The 15,492-nt window shown below is 56.8% G+C and carries 13 protein-coding genes and 2 pseudogenes; 9 read left to right on the top strand and 6 right to left on the bottom strand.

The features are described 5' to 3' along the window. Positions 1-41 precede the first annotated feature (41 nt). The 3 genes from PQQ95_RS21085 to PQQ95_RS21095 are packed head-to-tail and all read left to right on the top strand — an operon-like array spanning position 42 to position 3,476. On the top strand, positions 42-1,664 hold the full coding sequence (locus PQQ95_RS21085) for a recombinase family protein (RefSeq protein WP_408440170.1): 1,623 nt from the start codon (positions 42-44) through the stop codon (positions 1,662-1,664). After that, a complete protein-coding gene (locus PQQ95_RS21090; protein ID WP_408440173.1) occupies positions 1,603-2,514 on the top strand; it encodes a plasmid partitioning protein RepB C-terminal domain-containing protein in 912 nt (303 codons plus the stop codon). The genes PQQ95_RS21085 and PQQ95_RS21090 overlap by 62 nt, the downstream gene beginning before the upstream one ends. Continuing rightward, on the top strand, positions 2,502-3,476 hold the full coding sequence (locus PQQ95_RS21095) for a plasmid partitioning protein RepB C-terminal domain-containing protein (protein ID WP_408440175.1): 975 nt from the start codon (positions 2,502-2,504) through the stop codon (positions 3,474-3,476). The genes PQQ95_RS21090 and PQQ95_RS21095 overlap by 13 nt, the downstream gene beginning before the upstream one ends. Before the next feature lie 64 nt (positions 3,477-3,540). Here the strand turns inward: PQQ95_RS21095 and PQQ95_RS36610 are convergent. The 3 genes and pseudogenes from PQQ95_RS36610 to imuA form a co-directional block, all read right to left on the bottom strand. Then, positions 3,541-3,717: pseudogene (locus PQQ95_RS36610) on the bottom strand (SOS response-associated peptidase family protein); the annotation flags it as partial. 522 nt (positions 3,718-4,239) lie between these two features. After that, positions 4,240-4,482 carry a hypothetical protein gene (locus PQQ95_RS21100; protein ID WP_408440178.1) on the bottom strand — a complete coding sequence of 81 codons (243 nt, stop codon included), beginning with the start codon at positions 4,480-4,482 and terminating at the stop codon, positions 4,240-4,242. Between the two features lie 266 nt (positions 4,483-4,748). Next, positions 4,749-5,213 (bottom strand): annotated as a pseudogene (imuA, locus tag PQQ95_RS21105) (translesion DNA synthesis-associated protein ImuA); the annotation flags it as partial. A gap of 145 nt (positions 5,214-5,358) precedes the next feature. Between imuA and PQQ95_RS21110 the strand changes: the two are divergent. From PQQ95_RS21110 to PQQ95_RS21120, 3 genes are all read left to right on the top strand, one after another. Next, complete coding sequence (locus PQQ95_RS21110) at positions 5,359-5,562, top strand: hypothetical protein (protein ID WP_408440181.1); 204 nt, start codon at positions 5,359-5,361, stop codon at positions 5,560-5,562. Between the two features lie 234 nt (positions 5,563-5,796). Continuing rightward, a complete protein-coding gene (locus tag PQQ95_RS21115) occupies positions 5,797-6,300 on the top strand; it encodes a hypothetical protein (protein ID WP_408440183.1) in 504 nt (167 codons plus the stop codon). Between the two features lie 433 nt (positions 6,301-6,733). Beyond that, positions 6,734-6,952, top strand: a complete 219-nt coding sequence (locus tag PQQ95_RS21120) for a hypothetical protein (RefSeq protein ID WP_408440185.1) — start codon at positions 6,734-6,736, stop codon at positions 6,950-6,952. Between the two features lie 430 nt (positions 6,953-7,382). Here the strand turns inward: PQQ95_RS21120 and PQQ95_RS21125 are convergent, their stop codons facing one another. Both PQQ95_RS21125 and PQQ95_RS21130 read right to left on the bottom strand, forming a co-directional pair. Next, positions 7,383-8,324: a LysR family transcriptional regulator gene (locus tag PQQ95_RS21125; RefSeq protein WP_408440188.1), complete on the bottom strand. Its 942-nt coding sequence runs from the start codon at positions 8,322-8,324 to the stop codon at positions 7,383-7,385. A 211-nt stretch (positions 8,325-8,535) separates the two neighbouring features. After that, the gene (locus PQQ95_RS21130) at positions 8,536-10,047 is read right to left on the bottom strand and encodes a CoA-acylating methylmalonate-semialdehyde dehydrogenase (RefSeq protein WP_408440190.1); all 1,512 of its coding nucleotides are present in this window, start codon (positions 10,045-10,047) and stop codon (positions 8,536-8,538) included. Positions 10,048-10,528: 481 nt separating this feature from the next. Here PQQ95_RS21130 and PQQ95_RS21135 point away from each other — a divergent pair, with 481 nt between their 5' ends. Beyond that, a complete protein-coding gene (locus tag PQQ95_RS21135) occupies positions 10,529-10,912 on the top strand; it encodes a VOC family protein (RefSeq protein ID WP_408440193.1) in 384 nt (127 codons plus the stop codon). Positions 10,913-11,604: 692 nt separating this feature from the next. Further along, complete coding sequence (locus PQQ95_RS21140; protein ID WP_408440196.1) at positions 11,605-12,993, top strand: APC family permease; 1,389 nt, start codon at positions 11,605-11,607, stop codon at positions 12,991-12,993. A gap of 167 nt (positions 12,994-13,160) precedes the next feature. Here the strand turns inward: PQQ95_RS21140 and PQQ95_RS21145 are convergent, their stop codons facing one another. Further along, a complete protein-coding gene (locus PQQ95_RS21145; RefSeq protein WP_408440199.1) occupies positions 13,161-14,324 on the bottom strand; it encodes a serine hydrolase domain-containing protein in 1,164 nt (387 codons plus the stop codon). 200 nt (positions 14,325-14,524) lie between these two features. Here PQQ95_RS21145 and hisN point away from each other — a divergent pair, with 200 nt between their 5' ends. Beyond that, positions 14,525-15,331 (top strand): histidinol-phosphatase, encoded by an 807-nt coding sequence (gene hisN, locus PQQ95_RS21150; protein WP_408440202.1) that lies wholly within the window; start codon positions 14,525-14,527, stop codon positions 15,329-15,331. The last annotated feature ends 161 nt before the right edge of the window (positions 15,332-15,492 follow it).

A 15,492-nucleotide genomic window follows, 5' to 3' on the forward strand; every position in this document is an offset into this window, starting at 1 on the left:
ACAGGCCTATCACTAATTACCGCGTCAGACGGGAGATGGAAATGCCGCAAGCGGATGGAACATTGACGTCCCTTGCTGGCAGGCTCGCAGCGCAGTATGTACGGATGTCTACGGACTACCAGCAGTACTCAACTGAAAACCAGAAACTGGCCATCGCTGAGTTCGCCGCAATACAGGGAATATCCATCATCGCCACCTACGAGGACACAGGAAAAAGCGGTGTGACACTTAAAGGCAGACCTGCTCTGCTTCAGCTACTTCAGGATGCACAGGCTCCTGGACATGCCTTCAGTCTGGTGCTTGTGTATGACGTCAGCCGTTGGGGCCGCTTTCAGGACACCGATGAGAGTGCACACTACGAATACCTGTGCCGACAGGCTGGCGTACAGGTTGTGTATTGTGCAGAAATCTTCTCGTACGACGGTGGCGCAGCGGCGATGTTGATGAAAACGCTCAAGCGCGCGATGGCCGGAGAATACAGTCGTGAGTTATCCCGCAAGGTTTTCATCGGCCAATACAAACTTGCTGAGCGAGGTTTCTGGCAAGGTGCGGCTCCGGGATATGGCCTGCAGCGCGTACTGGTCGACTCCGATGGGAATGTCAAAGGTCCTTTGCACCATCGGGAGCACAAAAGCATCCAGACAGACAGAGTTATCGTGACGCCCGGTGATGAACATGAAGTCGCGCTTGTTCGCCGCATTTACGACTGGTACGTTTGTCAGGGAGTGGGGTGCAAGCGTATCGCGGGCCGGCTAAACGCATTCGGAATGTGCAATGCTTACGGTCGTCCGTGGAATCCACAGAACATCACCGGAATTTTGAGTGGCGAAAAATATGTCGGGACCAATGTCTACGCCAGGACATCCAGGAAGCTCAATGCCAACTGGCATAGGAATCCCCCCTCCGAGTGGGCTCGTTCGGAGGGCGCATTTCCACCTCTCGTTGACCACGCAACGTTCGAGGCCGCTGAGAGAATCCGGACGAACCGAACACAAAACCTCAGCGACGACGAGATTCTGAAAAGATTGGGCGAGTTCGTGCGCTCCTCTGATGTAGTGAACGCCAAGGAAATCGACCGGGCCCGGGCACTTCCCGCAGGAAAGACGTATTCCGTACGATTCGGCTGCATCAAGAACGCGTACGCGCTGGTCGGATACGAGCCAAGCTATCACATGGGGGGGCCTGAAGTCTTCCGGGCATCCCGAGCCGCCCAGCAGGAGTGCATTGGGAAGACTACCGCTGCCCTGACGGCTCAGGGCCATCGCGTGGAAATTTCCGCGGACGAAACTACCATACGGGTAGACGATGAACTGGTCATCAGATTCGCCGTTCGTCCGATTCTTCATTACGACCGCCGTGGCCCGCGCTGGAGAGTGCGCTGGCCAACCTACTCGTCGCCCGACCTTCTCGTCGTATTGAGGTTGGACTCCGCGTTTGAAACTCCAATCGATTTTTATATTTTTCCTCGGGGCAGTCTGGTGCCCGGTTACGATTTCTCGCTGTCCATCCGCAGCGGCAGTAGCGAACCTTTCGAAATGTTCCGGTTCCCCGACGAGAGGATTGTGCTTGAACTGACAGCGCGGACTCGCATGGAGGCATTCGATGGAAACCAATCCCCTCATTCCAATCGCAGACATCCAGATTCACCAGATTCGGGTACTTAATCCCCGGACCCGCAGCAGGCGTCAAAAGCAGGCACTTATTGATAGCATTGCGGCGGTGGGATTAAAGAAACCGATAACCGTAAGCCGTCGGATGGCCTCCGACGATACGGCTGTGTTTGACCTGGTTTGCGGCCAGGGACGACTCGAAGCGGTGCAGGCTCTCGGTCATGACACCATCCCCGCACATGTTGTCGACAGTGCCGAAGATGAGTGTCTCGTCATGAGCCTCGTCGAAAATATCGCGAGACGGAATCATTCCACTCTGGAGTTACTCAGGGACATTCAGAGCCTCAGGACAGGCGGATACACGGACAGCCTCATTGCCGGGAAGGTAGGCTTGTCCGTTGCTTATCTGGAAAGCCTGATGTTTCTCCTCGACCGCGGGGAAGAGCGGCTTATAACAGCCGTCGAGGCCGGGAGCATCCCCATAGCTATCGCGATGCAAATCGCGCGCGCCGATGACACAGAGGTGCAATCTGCACTGGTTGAAGCCTACGAAGATGGAACGTTGAAAGGGCGACAACTTGCGGTAGTCCGTAAGCTGCTTGACCGCCGTGGAAGGTCAGGAGGCAAGCTGCTGCCTGTTTTCAAGGGCCCCAGCGCTCCCCGGTCCCGCGAACTGGCTCCCGAGCAGTTACGTCGTCTGTATATGCGCGAGAGCGACCGGCAAAGAGTGCTTGCAAAGAAAGTCGAGGTTACTCATGCGCAGTTGCTGTTCATTGTTCATGCCCTTCGTCAGCTGATGCGCGAAGAAGGTTTCATCGGCCTTCTCGAACAGGAGGGACTCACAACACTCCCACGCGTGCTCGACCAGCGTATCAGGGCGGAGGCACAATCATGGTCCAGTTGACCGGGCAGCCCCTCAAGGCAGCATTTGAGCGCCAGCCGACAATGTTGCGGCTGGATGCATTGGTTTCATCACGGCCCCTGCCCCACAATGTCATATCGAGTAGGAAGTTCCTGCAGATTCTGGCTTCCGTCGCTACCGTTGGTCTTGTCGAAGCAGTTATTGTCGCGCGCATCGCAGACGACGAAGGCAAGTTCCGGATTCTCGATGGTAGGTTGCGAGTGGAAGCTGTTCGTCGCCTGAATTTCACAGAAGTCTTGTGTCTTGTCGCGACTGACGATGAAGCGTATACGTACAACAAGCATATAAGCCGGCTGACTTCGGCGCAGGACGCACGCATGATTGCCAAGGCAATAGAACGTGGCGTCCCACGGGAGCGGATTGCCCTGGTACTGGGAATCGACATCGGTACGGTCAAGCGCCGGGCGCAGCTGCTGGACGGGATATCCGGCGAGGCCGCAGCCCTGCTCGCAGACAAGGCATGTCCGGCGACGACCTTCAATACCCTGAAGCGAATGAAGCCGCTGCGGCAGTTGCAGGCGGTGGAGCTTATGTGTGGCCAGGGAAACTTCACTTCAGCTTTCGCGCGTGCCATCGTGGCTGCGACGCCACCAGACCAACTCGAACAGAGTCCCGGTACCCGCAAAAAATCGGAAAACGAGGTGATGACGCAGCTCGGCAAACTCGAACGGGAACTGGCTACGCTTCAGGCCACCGTGGCTCAAACTGATGAGAGGTACGGCATTGAGCACCTGCATCTCACGGTATCGGCTGCGTATGTCGCAACGCTTGTAAGCAATGAGCATGTGTCTTGCTGGCTGAACGAGCGGCATCCCGACTTTGCTGCGCAGTTCGAGACTATCAGCAAGGAAGCGCGCAACGCCCGTTCAGCATCCAACTCGAGCGGCCCAAGGTCCAAGAGTTTCCGACGCGTTGGTGGAGATACTGCTCAACCACCTCGCTAAACCGGATTGCGCCGAAGGTGAACGTGAGGCGCAATCGCGTTATCGCGTTGTGGGCCAGCGGCCACGCAGCCAGCCGATGCTCGTAGTATGGACAGTCCCTGTCATCAAGAATCGCATACTGCGTCGCCATGTCTGACGCATCAGGGTTGAGCCAGGCATCTATGCTTTCCGGCTTAATAGGAATAATGCGCCGGTCGTGTCTCGCCGCCACGACCTCCAGCGGCTCGTCGGTTACCGAACTTGACGGTGGTGTGAACGGATATTCTTTTACATCGGTTACTAGAGTCAGCGGTAGCTCAATGTTGCATCGTCCGGGACACTTCTTCGAATACGGCGGCCGCAGCCGCATGAAGTCGCGGCAGTGCGTCGCGCACTGCGTGAGGCTCGTCCCTGACGCCAATGGCACCGGCAGCGTCAATCATGTCCACACATGCGGCCATAGCCCGCGAACAACCCTCATCAATTACACGACCCGCCTCGAACCGCTCAGCGGTCGACTTTGGTTCACCTTTTCCCGTCTGATGCCCTCCGTCCTTTGAACGATGCAGTCGGGATAAGCCATTTTGCCCATCCGCCCAAAGTCTGCATAAAAATGACCGCTTACCTGGAACCGCTTCAAAGCATCCTTACAGAAACTGAGCGCCTCCAACGATACCTTTGAAAAAACCTTCTCAGAATACATGACCACGAGGGAGGAAGAAAACTAGGAAGTCGACGGGTCCGGCCACTGCCGTTGCCTCTAACGGTCCCATGCGCTTTGCTCTCATTGCAGATTTTTGAACAGCTGCCCACGCAAGGTCGACGCTATCTGCTCCAGGATATCGGGCAGCAAAACTTGCGCATCGAGTGGTCCTACGACGGAATATCCTGAGCCCGCATCGCCTTCGATGATAACGACCGCAGCGCACCGGGCACCCGTTGCCTGCCGAACGTCATTACATTCTCCATCGAACTGGCCTGCTTCGCCGCCGCCTTTCACAACTTTCGCGCCCGCCTTTTCCATCATGTCAGCCCCTCAGAGTGGTGAATAGCTCAGGGGCATTCTATGCCGGCAGCGTGGTGTCCCGATTCATGGGAACGAGGGCTCCAGTCTTACTGCAGGCGGATGGGAGCAGCACTTAGCCAAAATGCCGTTGTTACTCGAAAAGGTGCTCGTGCCGGCGGTCAGCAGAAGTTCCGGCTCGCAGTAATCAAGTCACCAAGCAGGTGCGACATGTCGACAAGCCGTTGCGCGACGAGGTGGCGAACTTCACCCTGACATTGCCAGGTTCCGTACAGCGTCTCGGACGATTGCGCCGCAAGGTGTAGAGGCCGAAGCGATGAAGCCTGTGCGTATTGCGTCCAAAAAATCAGCGCACTGCAGCTACCTGCACGGAGAATTTGCTCCGCCGACCAGAGTGCATCCGCGGTCTTCTGCGCCTTGATGCGCAGCACCTGCTCGATGGAGAGACCGATGTAGCTCACGCCCAGCCCATCAGGGGTATGCGGCGGCTGAACGAATGCAACCGGCCGTTTACCGGCCGCACTGAGCGCGGGGCGTAACAATCGGAGTTCACCTACACCGGCTTGCTGCACCAGCAGGTCGACGAGCACGCCGACCGGCCAGCCACCGCCGGGCAACTCTGCAGACAGCGCCGGGTAGCCCGTTTCCACGACGCGCCCACGGCCGCGTGCGAGCTGCGACGCCCGCCACAAGGACGGATGTATCTCTTCGGCCGGAACGGTAGCGGTGGACATAGCGCACGAGAAAACCTGTATATTTATACAGTATCGTACACGCAAATTCGTAGACGTGAACTGTCACTTTTATTTGGGAAAAGGGCCGCGCAACATACCTTGCTCGGCCTCATATCTCGCTTCTATTGCTCATAGGAGGTTTTTCGTGAGAGCAGATGAATGGGTTCGGGAGGCTGAACGCGAATCGAAGCTCGTCGATGCCTTATTCAAGGCGCGTCACCTGATTTCGATGCACAACGGCATGACCGTGAGGTGTGACGGCGAGGAGTGGCTGCTCGATTTCGGCGAGGAGCTGAAGATGATTGACGCTACGTTGAAGACAGCTGGAATCAACACCCAACGCTTTTAGCGGTAGCGAATCGCCGGGAAGTCGCCAGCGGAATGACTGTGACGTTGCACGTCCGTCGGTTAGCATCGCGGGGACCCGGAGCCGCGACGTCTGGCCCCTTGTGAATTGCCGCCGCGACTTTGTCTGCTTGCATAGACAGCTCCCGCAGGGCGCCGCTTATTGCCGACGACTTCTTGTAACATTCTCGCCTTGACCAATCCTCGCCCAGGCGGCGCATCAGCAGACAGGCATCGAATGGATATTTTTTACTACTGGCAGAAGTTTGAGCAAAATCTCAAGAACGGCGACGTCGGTTATTTTGGCTCCAACAATCCGAAAATCGTGCAACTCGCAGAGCGATTGCCGAAGCGCATCTGGGTGTTCAAAACGCCGAAGGGGATGAAGGGGTCTATCCAGGTGCTCGGTTCCCTGCTTGTCAGTGAAGAACCGCGTGTGGCTGTGGCTACCGATTATCCCAACGTAATCCACTGTGACCCGTTTTCGCCCGAATCCGTGATTTTCACAGACTCCGATAGCCACGAGCGCATCTCGGAGGTCTCAGCCTACTTCCAGTATCGATTCCATACTGCGTTCAGTGCCAACTTCAATGGCGATGCGGGGGTACAAGCTATGGAATCGAACGTCGTGCGCGGGCTCGAGCAGATGGTTGCAGGGTGGAATCGATGCCAGATGCTGGCGCGCGTTAAGGACCGTAAGAAGGTCCAACCAATCAATCCGTTTGCGCACCAATCGCACTGACCAAGGGTTTGGTGCTACATCACGCGCTCTAGGTAAGGTCTCGGCTGCAGATGACTGAACCGAACTGCGAGTAAGGAGAAGCTGTGAAGAAAATTGGACTTGCTTTACTGGTGGCCGCCGCCGCGCCGAGTGCGTTCGCCGTTGGGACGTACACGGAAGTTTGGAATCCGCCGGAGGCACGTGCGACCACGCCTCGGCACGTCAGGGCTGCGCACAAGTTCGCGAGTCATCGTCATGCGGTTCCGCGTGCGGTAAAAGTGCATGCGCGGCGCGCGCTGATGCCAGCGCCGAAACTCGTGGCGCACGAACGCCACATGCAAGAAGTCGCCCCAGCGAACGAGCCAGACATGTCGGAGATTCCGCACCAGCTAACACCCGAGGGCAATGTCCTTCGCGTGAGCTCGCGCGGGGCATCGGCAAGGGTCCGGCGCTGATGGGCTCAGAGCGCTATAACGGGTACAGCGTTTGGGGTCATGCGATTCTGCAGCAGGTAGATATTCTTCAGCAAGAAAGGTACGCCGCGAGCGGTACGATTACCCAGACCGGCAAGCTGGTCGAGACGTCAGGCGTTCTTGGCTATTTTGATACTGACGAGCAAGCGCTACAGGCGGGACTTGACTGGGCACGAGCATGGGTTGATGTCCACGGTTAGTGCACCCGGATGTCCAAGTGGGACAGCATATTGACATGCCGTCGCGGCGGAAATATAAGTTCGCTAGCTAAAGATGTCTTTAAGTTCTTTCTTCGAATGAGAAGCTTGCTCTGACGTCAAAGCCATCGATTGGATGGCAGTCTTTTTACACGGCAGAGGGTGGTCTGAGGAACACGTAAAAAGAGTCTTTTTCCTAAAGGGTCTTTTTCAAACCACGAAACGTCTGAGCAGGCGCGAGCATCGTTTACGTCAATAGAAGGCCCTGCGGCTATCGCTGGAGTACGCATGTGCTGCGGACAATGGTAAGGTTCGTGCCGCCGTTTCGGGGAAGCACGGGTCCGGCCCCCAACGTGAAGTTGTTTGCCCATATCACAACACAGCGCATGCCAAGCACTTTTCACTGGCTAATCGAAAGCAATTCCACCGTTCTTTAGCTTAGCGGAAAGCCACCCCCAAAGGTCTTTCGCAAGAAATCGGCGAACAGTGTTACCGCGCGAGGTACATGTGCCCCATATGGACGGACGACATGCAGTCGTGACGCAAATGTTCCGACCGGACGCCAATTTGGCAGCAGCACCTTTAACTTGCCAGACTGCAATGCCGCTTGCGCACTGAAGTCTGGTAATAGAGCGATACCCAGGTGTTCAAGTGCCGCATCGCGCAACACCTCGCTGTTATTGGCGGAAACCGGACCATTTACCGTCACGCTAACGCGCGATAGCTCTGCACGCCGACCAATCTTCTCAAACGACCATACACCTGAGCCCAACGTACGCGGATAGAAGAGGCAAGCATGCTGCGCGAGCTCCGAGGGCGTTTCGGGTATACCGCGTCGTTCAAGGTAAGTCTTAGAGCCAACAATCACCGAGCGCGTCTCACAGAGCTTCCAAGCCACATGGGTTTCAGGCACATGGGCACTGTGCCGAATGGCTAGGTCGAAGCCTTCACTGGCAATCGAGGTCAGTCGGTCCGATAATTCGATTTCAACACGCACCTCTGGATTTGCCCGCGCAAACTCGGCGAGTTGGGGAACGAGCTGTTGTCGTGCAAATGCGACTGGCGCAGTAACGCGGACGGTACCGTTCGCAACTTCGGACATTTCTTTCACGCTCGCGAAGCTTGCCGCGATGTGCTCGAACTGCGCGCGAGTGTCCTCTACGAGGCGCTTTCCCGCTTCCGTGAAACGCACGCTGCGCGTCGTCCGCTGCACCAGCGCTACGCCGGCTACACGCTCTAGTTCCGCGATACGCTGACTCATGGCCGCCTTGCTTACGCCGAGGCGAGTCGCTGCGGCCGTGTAACTGCCCTGCGACGCCAGCACATTGAGCCAATGCAGATTCGTCCAAAGCGCTTCAGCTTTCTGCGTGTCCATGAGGTACTCCTTGCCTTTAACGACCAATCATTATCCTGTGCGTTGCCACTGCGCACTGCGGTTGCCTTGGATAGCACAAGGCCGACACTAAAAAATTTGGTAAGTATGAACGCGAGAAGAAAGCAAACGCCGCTACACAGGGGAACTCCCTGCACAGCGGCATCACCGCCTTATGGCGACATCAGCTGATTGCTCCGACACTGGACGCGATTTACTTGGCCACAGGCATTGTGAATTCAGCACCCTTTTCGGTGCTTTCAGGCCAGCGTTGCATAATCGACTTCTGTTTCGTGTAGAAGCGCACGCCTTCTTCGCCGTACGCGTGCATGTCGCCGAACAGGCTGCGCTTCCAGCCGCCGAAGCCGTGCCACGCCATCGGCACCGGAAGAGGCACGTTGATGCCGACCATGCCCACTTCGATTTGGCGACCGAACTCACGCGCCACGTTGCCATCACGTGTGAAGCAAGCAACGCCGTTACCGAACTCGTGGTCGTTGATAAGCTGGACGGCCTCCGAAAAGTCCTGCACGCGCACGCAGGCAAGCACCGGCCCGAAGATTTCCTCCTTGTAGATACGCATCTCGGGCGTCACGTTGTCGAACAGCGTACCACCCGTGAAGAAACCATTTTCATGGCCAGCCACCTTGAGGCCGCGTCCATCCACAACGAGTACCGCACCCTCTTCGACACCGGTGTTGATATACCCCTCGATACGGTCACGCGCTTCGCGTGTGACGATAGGTCCCATTTCCGCGTCGGCTTCCATACCGTTCTTAATGACCAGTTGCCGTGTGCGCTCCGCAAGGCGCGGAACAATCTTGTCCGCAACATCGCCTACCAGCACAGCAACGGAAATCGCCATGCAGCGCTCCCCGGCAGAGCCATACCCTGCGCCGATTAGCGCGTCCACAGTCTGGTCAACGTCAGCGTCGGGCATCACAACCATGTGGTTCTTTGCACCACCCAGTGCCTGCACGCGCTTGCCGTGCTTCGCGCCGGTTTCATAGATGTAGTTTGCAATCGGCGTCGAGCCGACAAAGCTCACAGCCTTCACATCTCGGTGTGAGATGAGCGCGTCCACAACCACCTTATCGCCTTGCACGACGTTGAACACGCCATCGGGCAATCCAGCTTCTTTGAGAAGGCGCGCCATGAAGAGTGATGCTGACGGGTCGCGCTCGCTGGGCTTCAGGATGAACGTGCAACCAGCAGCGATTGCGACCGGGTACATCCAGCACGGCACCATGCAGGGGAAGTTGAACGGTGTAATGCCCGCCACCACGCCGAGAGGTTGGCGTACGGTCCAGTTGTCCATGCCGGTCGAGACTTGTTCCGTATAGTCACCCTTGAGCAATTGCGGAATGCCGCAGGCGAACTCGATTACGTCAATTCCACGCGCCACTTCGCCTTGTGCGTCGGCGAACACTTTGCCGTGCTCCGCTGTGATGATTGCCGCGAGTTCTTCCTTATGGCGGTTCATCAGTTCGAGGAACCGAAGCATGACGCGTGCGCGGCGAATCGGTGGCGTGTCGCGCCACTTCGGAAACGCTGCCTTGGCACTCGCGACGGCAACGTCCACGTCGGCCGCTTCGCCCAACAGAAGGCGGCGCGCGACTGCGCCAGTCGCGGGGTTGAACACGGGTTGAGCGCGGTCGCCAGTTCCGCGCTCGGTCTTGCCACCAATGAAGTGCACCACATCCGCGGAATCGGTATAGGCCTGCATGTCATCTCCTCATGAGTCGGTTAATGACAGCAGTGTAAAGAGACGATTCACGCGCGAAAAGGCACGATGGCTGAATTGTTTGTTTTGATTTTCGAACAATCACCAGCATCATATGGAAACTATGCAGCAACAACCGTGCGCTCTCGTCTGCACTACTTCATCACTAGGAATGCGAATAGAGGATAGCCCTAGCTCCGTTTTGGGACCTCTCACCTAAGCGACGCGGGTACCATAAATCGATTGAAGCTGCCTTCTTTGCACTCGACCGCTCGCTCCCGATACATTCAATCGAACCAAACTAATATGGGCGCTCCACGACATGTGCAGCACTGCGAGCTCTCCAAGCCAAAAAAGCTGACGCGAAGTGAAGCCGACTTGCGCCAACTCGTCACGCTACCTCTACGTTTCCGCTGATGCCACAATATTAAAAGCGGAGCCGCCGAGTGCCTAAGCTGAAGATGTCGAAAAAACGGAGGAAAACATGCGACTAGCGCACGTAGCTTTGTGGACGCGCGACATCATTGGTGCCGCCGACTTCTGGCAGCGCTATTTCAATGCCGAAGTCGGGCCACTTTATCGAAGCGCACGCCGCCCCGGCTTTACATCTTGCTTCGTCCGCCTAGCGCTGGACCAGTTTCAGATTGAGCTAATGAGCGCGCCGTGGGTTGAGGAAAAATCGACGGATGAGCGCCTCGGCTGGAACCATATTGCCATTTCTCTTGGTGACGTCAACGCAGTCGACGTCCTGGCGGAGCGTTGCAGAACAGATGGAATCCTGTTGTCGGCACCCAGGCTCACCGGTGACGGCTACTACGAGGCGGTGATAGTGGCCCCAGATGGCACGCGAGTCGAAGTCACCAGCTGAGAGCGAAAGGCTCGAGCGCCGATGCATGAGCAAAATAGGGCTGCAACGCCCAAATCATTGGAACGACACGACCATTCATCGACCCAATGTCCCTTCTAGTAGAACCAGGTATTCGCATAACGGCCCGCGAAATTGATAATATCGGCGGACCCTCGTCAGGGTAACCCCGTAAACAGACGCCAGACCTTCGCACACTGACGCACCAAGTGCGTCGCTTTGCTGCATCACGGGTACGCATGCGAACTATCGGCCCTCAATTTTGACAACGTACACTGCATTCGACTTGTGACGCATAGCCGCGCCAGCTCCCCGAACACAGATTTTGCCCTGACAAGGCACCCCCAGCTTGGATGCTTGATGAGGGATGGAATTGTCCACTATGTAGCATCCCAATCGCGCGAGGCGGGTCAGACAGACCAGCGTGTAACACGCGCTTCTCTGGTTTCCCCGATACGCTACGCGACTTTCAAGGCGACCACCTCCGCCTTACCAAACCGCGAACGTCGCACCACACGAAGACCCATTGAAACGCGGTACTTACTGCGCAAGAAAATCTAAGTCGGCTAATCCTATGCTCAGAATATTTCCAATAACACCGAGTTTGGCGCCCACATATCTATGCCACGCTGCTGCTGGCGCGCGTGATGAAACATATAAATCATTGAGAAGCACTGCGAGGAGGTCTTGAGGACATGGAAAGTATCGTAACCCGCGTAGCACACGAAGCGATGCGGTCCACAAACCAATCTGCCGACGCCGAATATTCGACGAGCCTGAACCGCGCACTGAGTGTTAATGACCTCATCGCGTACGGCATGGTCTACATGTTGCCCATCTCGCCGTTTGCCATGTACGGCATCATCGCGAGCGTCGGCAATGGCATGGTGCCGTTGATTTACATCCTTAGCGTGGTCGCTATGGGCTTTACAGCGCGCAGTTATCAGGTGCTGAGTAAGGAGTTTCCGAATGCAGGCTCGGCGTACACGTACGCACGGCACGGCATCGGCGAAGCGGCGGGCTTCTTTGCGGGCTGGCTACTGTTCCTGGACTACATCATCAGCCCTGGCCTGCTGGCAATCATCAGCGCCGCGGCGATGCATAGCTTCATTCCAGAAGTTCCGCGTTGGGCATGGATTCTCGGGTTCATCGGAATCGGGACGTTTCTCAACCTCGTTGGTGTCTCGGTTACAGCCAAAACGAACCGTGTCTTCCTCGTCATCATGATGGCGGTGCTCGTCGTCGTTCTCGGTGCGGGTCTCTACGCCCTCTATACAGGGAAGGGCAACGGAGGGCTGACCCTCGGTGCTATCTACAACCCACACACCTTTACTTGGGCCGCAGCAGGCAGCGGTATCCTCGTCGCCTCACTGAACTTCCTGGGCTTTGACGCCATCACGACCCTTGGTGAGGAAGTACGCCCTCAGCAGAAGCACCTACTCGGCTTTGCTGGAATGGCAACACTGGGGATTATGGCGGTTCTTTTCGTTGTGCAAACTTGGGTCGCCGCTGACCTCGCGCCCGGCACACATATTCTCTCTCCCGACACCGCGTTCTATGACATCTCGCAATACGCTGGAGGTAACTGGCTGTTCGGGCTCACGTCCATCGGCACCGCTCTCGCGTTTGGCATTCCTTGTACGATTGTCTCGCAGCTGGCCATTGCGCGAATCATTTATGCCATGGGCCGAGACCGCCAACTGCCCCACGTGTTCGCACGTGTGAGCACCAAGAGTCAGCAACCCTATGTTGCCAACCTCTTTGTGGCTGGGGTGTCGCTTGTCGTTTCTCTCGCATTCCAGGACCATCTCGACGAGCTCGCACTCTTCCAGAACTTCGGTGCACTGTCGGCATTCATGCTCGTCAACGTATCCCTGATTGGATACTTCTGGTTCAAGAAGGGCTCACGCGATATCCTCTCGCACATGGCTCTGCCTCTCATCGGTCTGGCCATCATCGTAGCCCTTATGTCCGCTATGCGACTGGCAACGTTGCAAATGGGCATGACGTGGCTGGCGCTTGGCCTCGTCTACTTCCTCGTCATGCGATATGCTTTGGGTCGCAAAGTCGCTATCGAAGTCTAACTCGTCCGATGCGAGCGGCGGGCTACTCAAACGGGGCGGTCGCCACACGACCGAACAAAGACCATCTGCCGGCGGCACGGCAATGGCCAGCGCTAAGTCCGGGGTGATTGACAATCCTCCGGACTTCTTGATTTTCTGCCAACAAACGCCGGACGACGAGTATCGCCTCAGCCGATAGCAGCATAGACAGCGTCACGAACATCTTGAGGAAAACGCCCTCCGACACCCTCCCACGTTGTGTTGGTCAACGACACGACCGTAAGCCCGTTTGTGGGGTCGAAAAACCAGTTGTGTCCGTACACTCCGCCCCACCCTACTGTTCCGACACGTTGCGGGGTCTTCATCACGGAAGGGTCCGTTAGCACAGCGCCCATATAACCAAAGCCCCACCCATCGCATTGCGCTCGCAGGCCTGCTCCGACGTGGGCAGCAGACATCAGGAGCGATAGTTCCGCTTTAATGAACCCTGCGCCGTCCTTTCGTACCACCTCGAGGACCTTCAGGATGTCCGACGCGGCCCCTACCATCCCCGCGCCACCCGATGGAAATTCTCCAACCGTATGGACACGCTGCGGAGAGAACCGGATTGCGCTTACACCTTCAGGCGGCACAACCTCTGCCGGCTCGGGCATCACCATCAACTGTCCCGTGCTATCGGCGTATGGAACCGCAAGCGCCGATTCTGATTGCACATAAAATGCCAGAGAGTCCAATCCAAGCGGGCCGGATATCAGCTCGTCGATGGCGTCCGATAGTGCGCATCCCGTCGCGCGCTCGATGATTGCACCAACGACATCAGTTGCAAGGGAGTATCGCCACGCGGTTCCCGGCTCGAATTGAAGCTTCGCTGTCGCCAACCTTCGGAGATTTTCCTCGAGGCTCAGGCCAGAGCAGTCGAGTCCATCAGAGATGCCCAGTTGCTCATATTCCGACCCAGTCGGCTCCTGAAAACGGTAGCTGAGCCCAGATGAGTGCGAAAGCAGATGATGCAGAGTAATTTCCGGCACACGTCCATCGGTGAGCGATGGTCGAAAATATGGTAACCAACGTTTGATTGGTTCGTGCAGGCTGAGAGCCCCGAGGTCTACGAGCTTCATCGTTGCGAGGCTAACGACTGGTTTCGTCACGGATGCCAGTCGGAAGCATGTTCCGATGTGTATCGGTATCGCAAGAGCTCTATTTGCAAAGCCGGCTGCCTCCTGGGCAATGACCTCGCCATCCCTCGCAACCAAAACCACACCGCCTGCGATGCGCGCCTGATTGACGGCTAGAGTCAACGCAGCACGCACACGTCGGCCGACTTCACTCTCGAGTCGCCCTTCTTCGCTCATTCACGTTCTCCTGCGTTGATATTAACTAGTGGAACGAATCCGACATCCGCCGATGCGAACCCTCGCGCGCAATTGCGCGTCCGCGAACTCGATTGCAGCATCCAGACAGACTACAATTAAGCAACGCTTTGAAACGTCGCGGCCGCAGTGATTTACTCCCGCTCCGGCTCTCAACGCCTCGCTCTCAGGCTCAAAAAATTATGGATTTAGTCGAACGCTATCTTCAGTTTGCTGGCTCGACCCTTGACGAAACTGGCCAAATTGGCGTCCGGTATTTCAGGCAGCCAATCGACATTGCGCAGAAGGCAGACGCCAGCCCTGTCACGGTTGCGGACATCGAAATTGAAGCAATGATTCGTGACCGGATTGCGCAAGCCTATCCATCGCACGGCATACTTGGAGAGGAGCAGGACTCCGTCAATCCATCGGCAGAGCTTTGCTGGGTGATTGACCCTATCGACGGCACAAAAAGCTTTATCAGTGGCATGCCTCTCTGGGGCACCCTTATCGCCCTGCTGAAGGACTCGCGTCCCGTTTTCGGCATCATCGATGTCCCAGCGCTTGGCGAGCGCTACGTCAGCACGTTAGGACGCGGAACAGAGCGCAATGGGCAGTCAATCAGAACGAGCAACTGCGATGAGCTTCGCGCTTGCAACATGTTCGCAACCTCGCCGGACATGTTCAGTGCCACGGAATTCCAGGTGTTTGACTCACTGAGCCGCCGGGCGCGATTCAGAAGATTCGGCGGCGATTGCTATACGTACGCCATGCTCGCGGCCGGGAAAATCGATGCTGTCATCGAAGCGGGTCTAAAACCTTACGACTACCTTCCCGTCGCACCGATTGTGACCGGAGCCGGAGGCTTTATGACTGATTGGAACGGCAAACCGTTGACGCCATCAAGTGACGGCCGTGTCATCGCCGCCGCAACCCCGGAGCTGCATCGTGCTCTGCTGGAAGAAACGGTTAAGCTCCAGCAGACAGAGATTAAATTCGCCGCCTCGTGAAGGCATTCACGTTCAGAGCCACAACCGCCGACCCGCGCTTTTTCACTCTGCGAGCGTCGCTCCCGAGTGTGTTCTAAGCGCGTGCACCGGTCGCGTCGCAACCGGTGCACAACTCACTCGTTCGCGTTGAGCCTACGTCTCAGCGAAACGCGCACCGATTC

Source organism: Paraburkholderia caffeinilytica (assembly GCF_046030355.1).
Classification (GTDB): domain Bacteria; phylum Pseudomonadota; class Gammaproteobacteria; order Burkholderiales; family Burkholderiaceae; genus Paraburkholderia; species Paraburkholderia caffeinilytica_B.

What these genes read in the sequence shown, in the direction of transcription:
- PQQ95_RS21085 (WP_408440170.1), top strand. Translation starts at nt 42, where the DNA reads ATGCCGCAAGCGGATGGAACATTGACGTCCCTTGCTGGCAGGCTCGCA.
- PQQ95_RS21090 (WP_408440173.1), top strand. Translation starts at nt 1,603, where the DNA reads ATGGAAACCAATCCCCTCATTCCAATCGCAGACATCCAGATTCACCAG.
- PQQ95_RS21095 (WP_408440175.1), top strand. Translation starts at nt 2,502, where the DNA reads ATGGTCCAGTTGACCGGGCAGCCCCTCAAGGCAGCATTTGAGCGCCAG.
- PQQ95_RS21100 (WP_408440178.1), bottom strand. Translation starts at nt 4,482, where the DNA reads ATGATGGAAAAGGCGGGCGCGAAAGTTGTGAAAGGCGGCGGCGAAGCA.
- PQQ95_RS21115 (WP_408440183.1), top strand. Translation starts at nt 5,797, where the DNA reads ATGGATATTTTTTACTACTGGCAGAAGTTTGAGCAAAATCTCAAGAAC.
- PQQ95_RS21120 (WP_408440185.1), top strand. Translation starts at nt 6,734, where the DNA reads ATGGGCTCAGAGCGCTATAACGGGTACAGCGTTTGGGGTCATGCGATT.
- PQQ95_RS21125 (WP_408440188.1), bottom strand. Translation starts at nt 8,324, where the DNA reads ATGGACACGCAGAAAGCTGAAGCGCTTTGGACGAATCTGCATTGGCTC.
- PQQ95_RS21130 (WP_408440190.1), bottom strand. Translation starts at nt 10,047, where the DNA reads ATGCAGGCCTATACCGATTCCGCGGATGTGGTGCACTTCATTGGTGGC.
- PQQ95_RS21135 (WP_408440193.1), top strand. Translation starts at nt 10,529, where the DNA reads ATGCGACTAGCGCACGTAGCTTTGTGGACGCGCGACATCATTGGTGCC.
- PQQ95_RS21140 (WP_408440196.1), top strand. Translation starts at nt 11,605, where the DNA reads ATGGAAAGTATCGTAACCCGCGTAGCACACGAAGCGATGCGGTCCACA.
- PQQ95_RS21145 (WP_408440199.1), bottom strand. Translation starts at nt 14,324, where the DNA reads ATGAGCGAAGAAGGGCGACTCGAGAGTGAAGTCGGCCGACGTGTGCGT.
- hisN (WP_408440202.1), top strand. Translation starts at nt 14,525, where the DNA reads ATGGATTTAGTCGAACGCTATCTTCAGTTTGCTGGCTCGACCCTTGAC.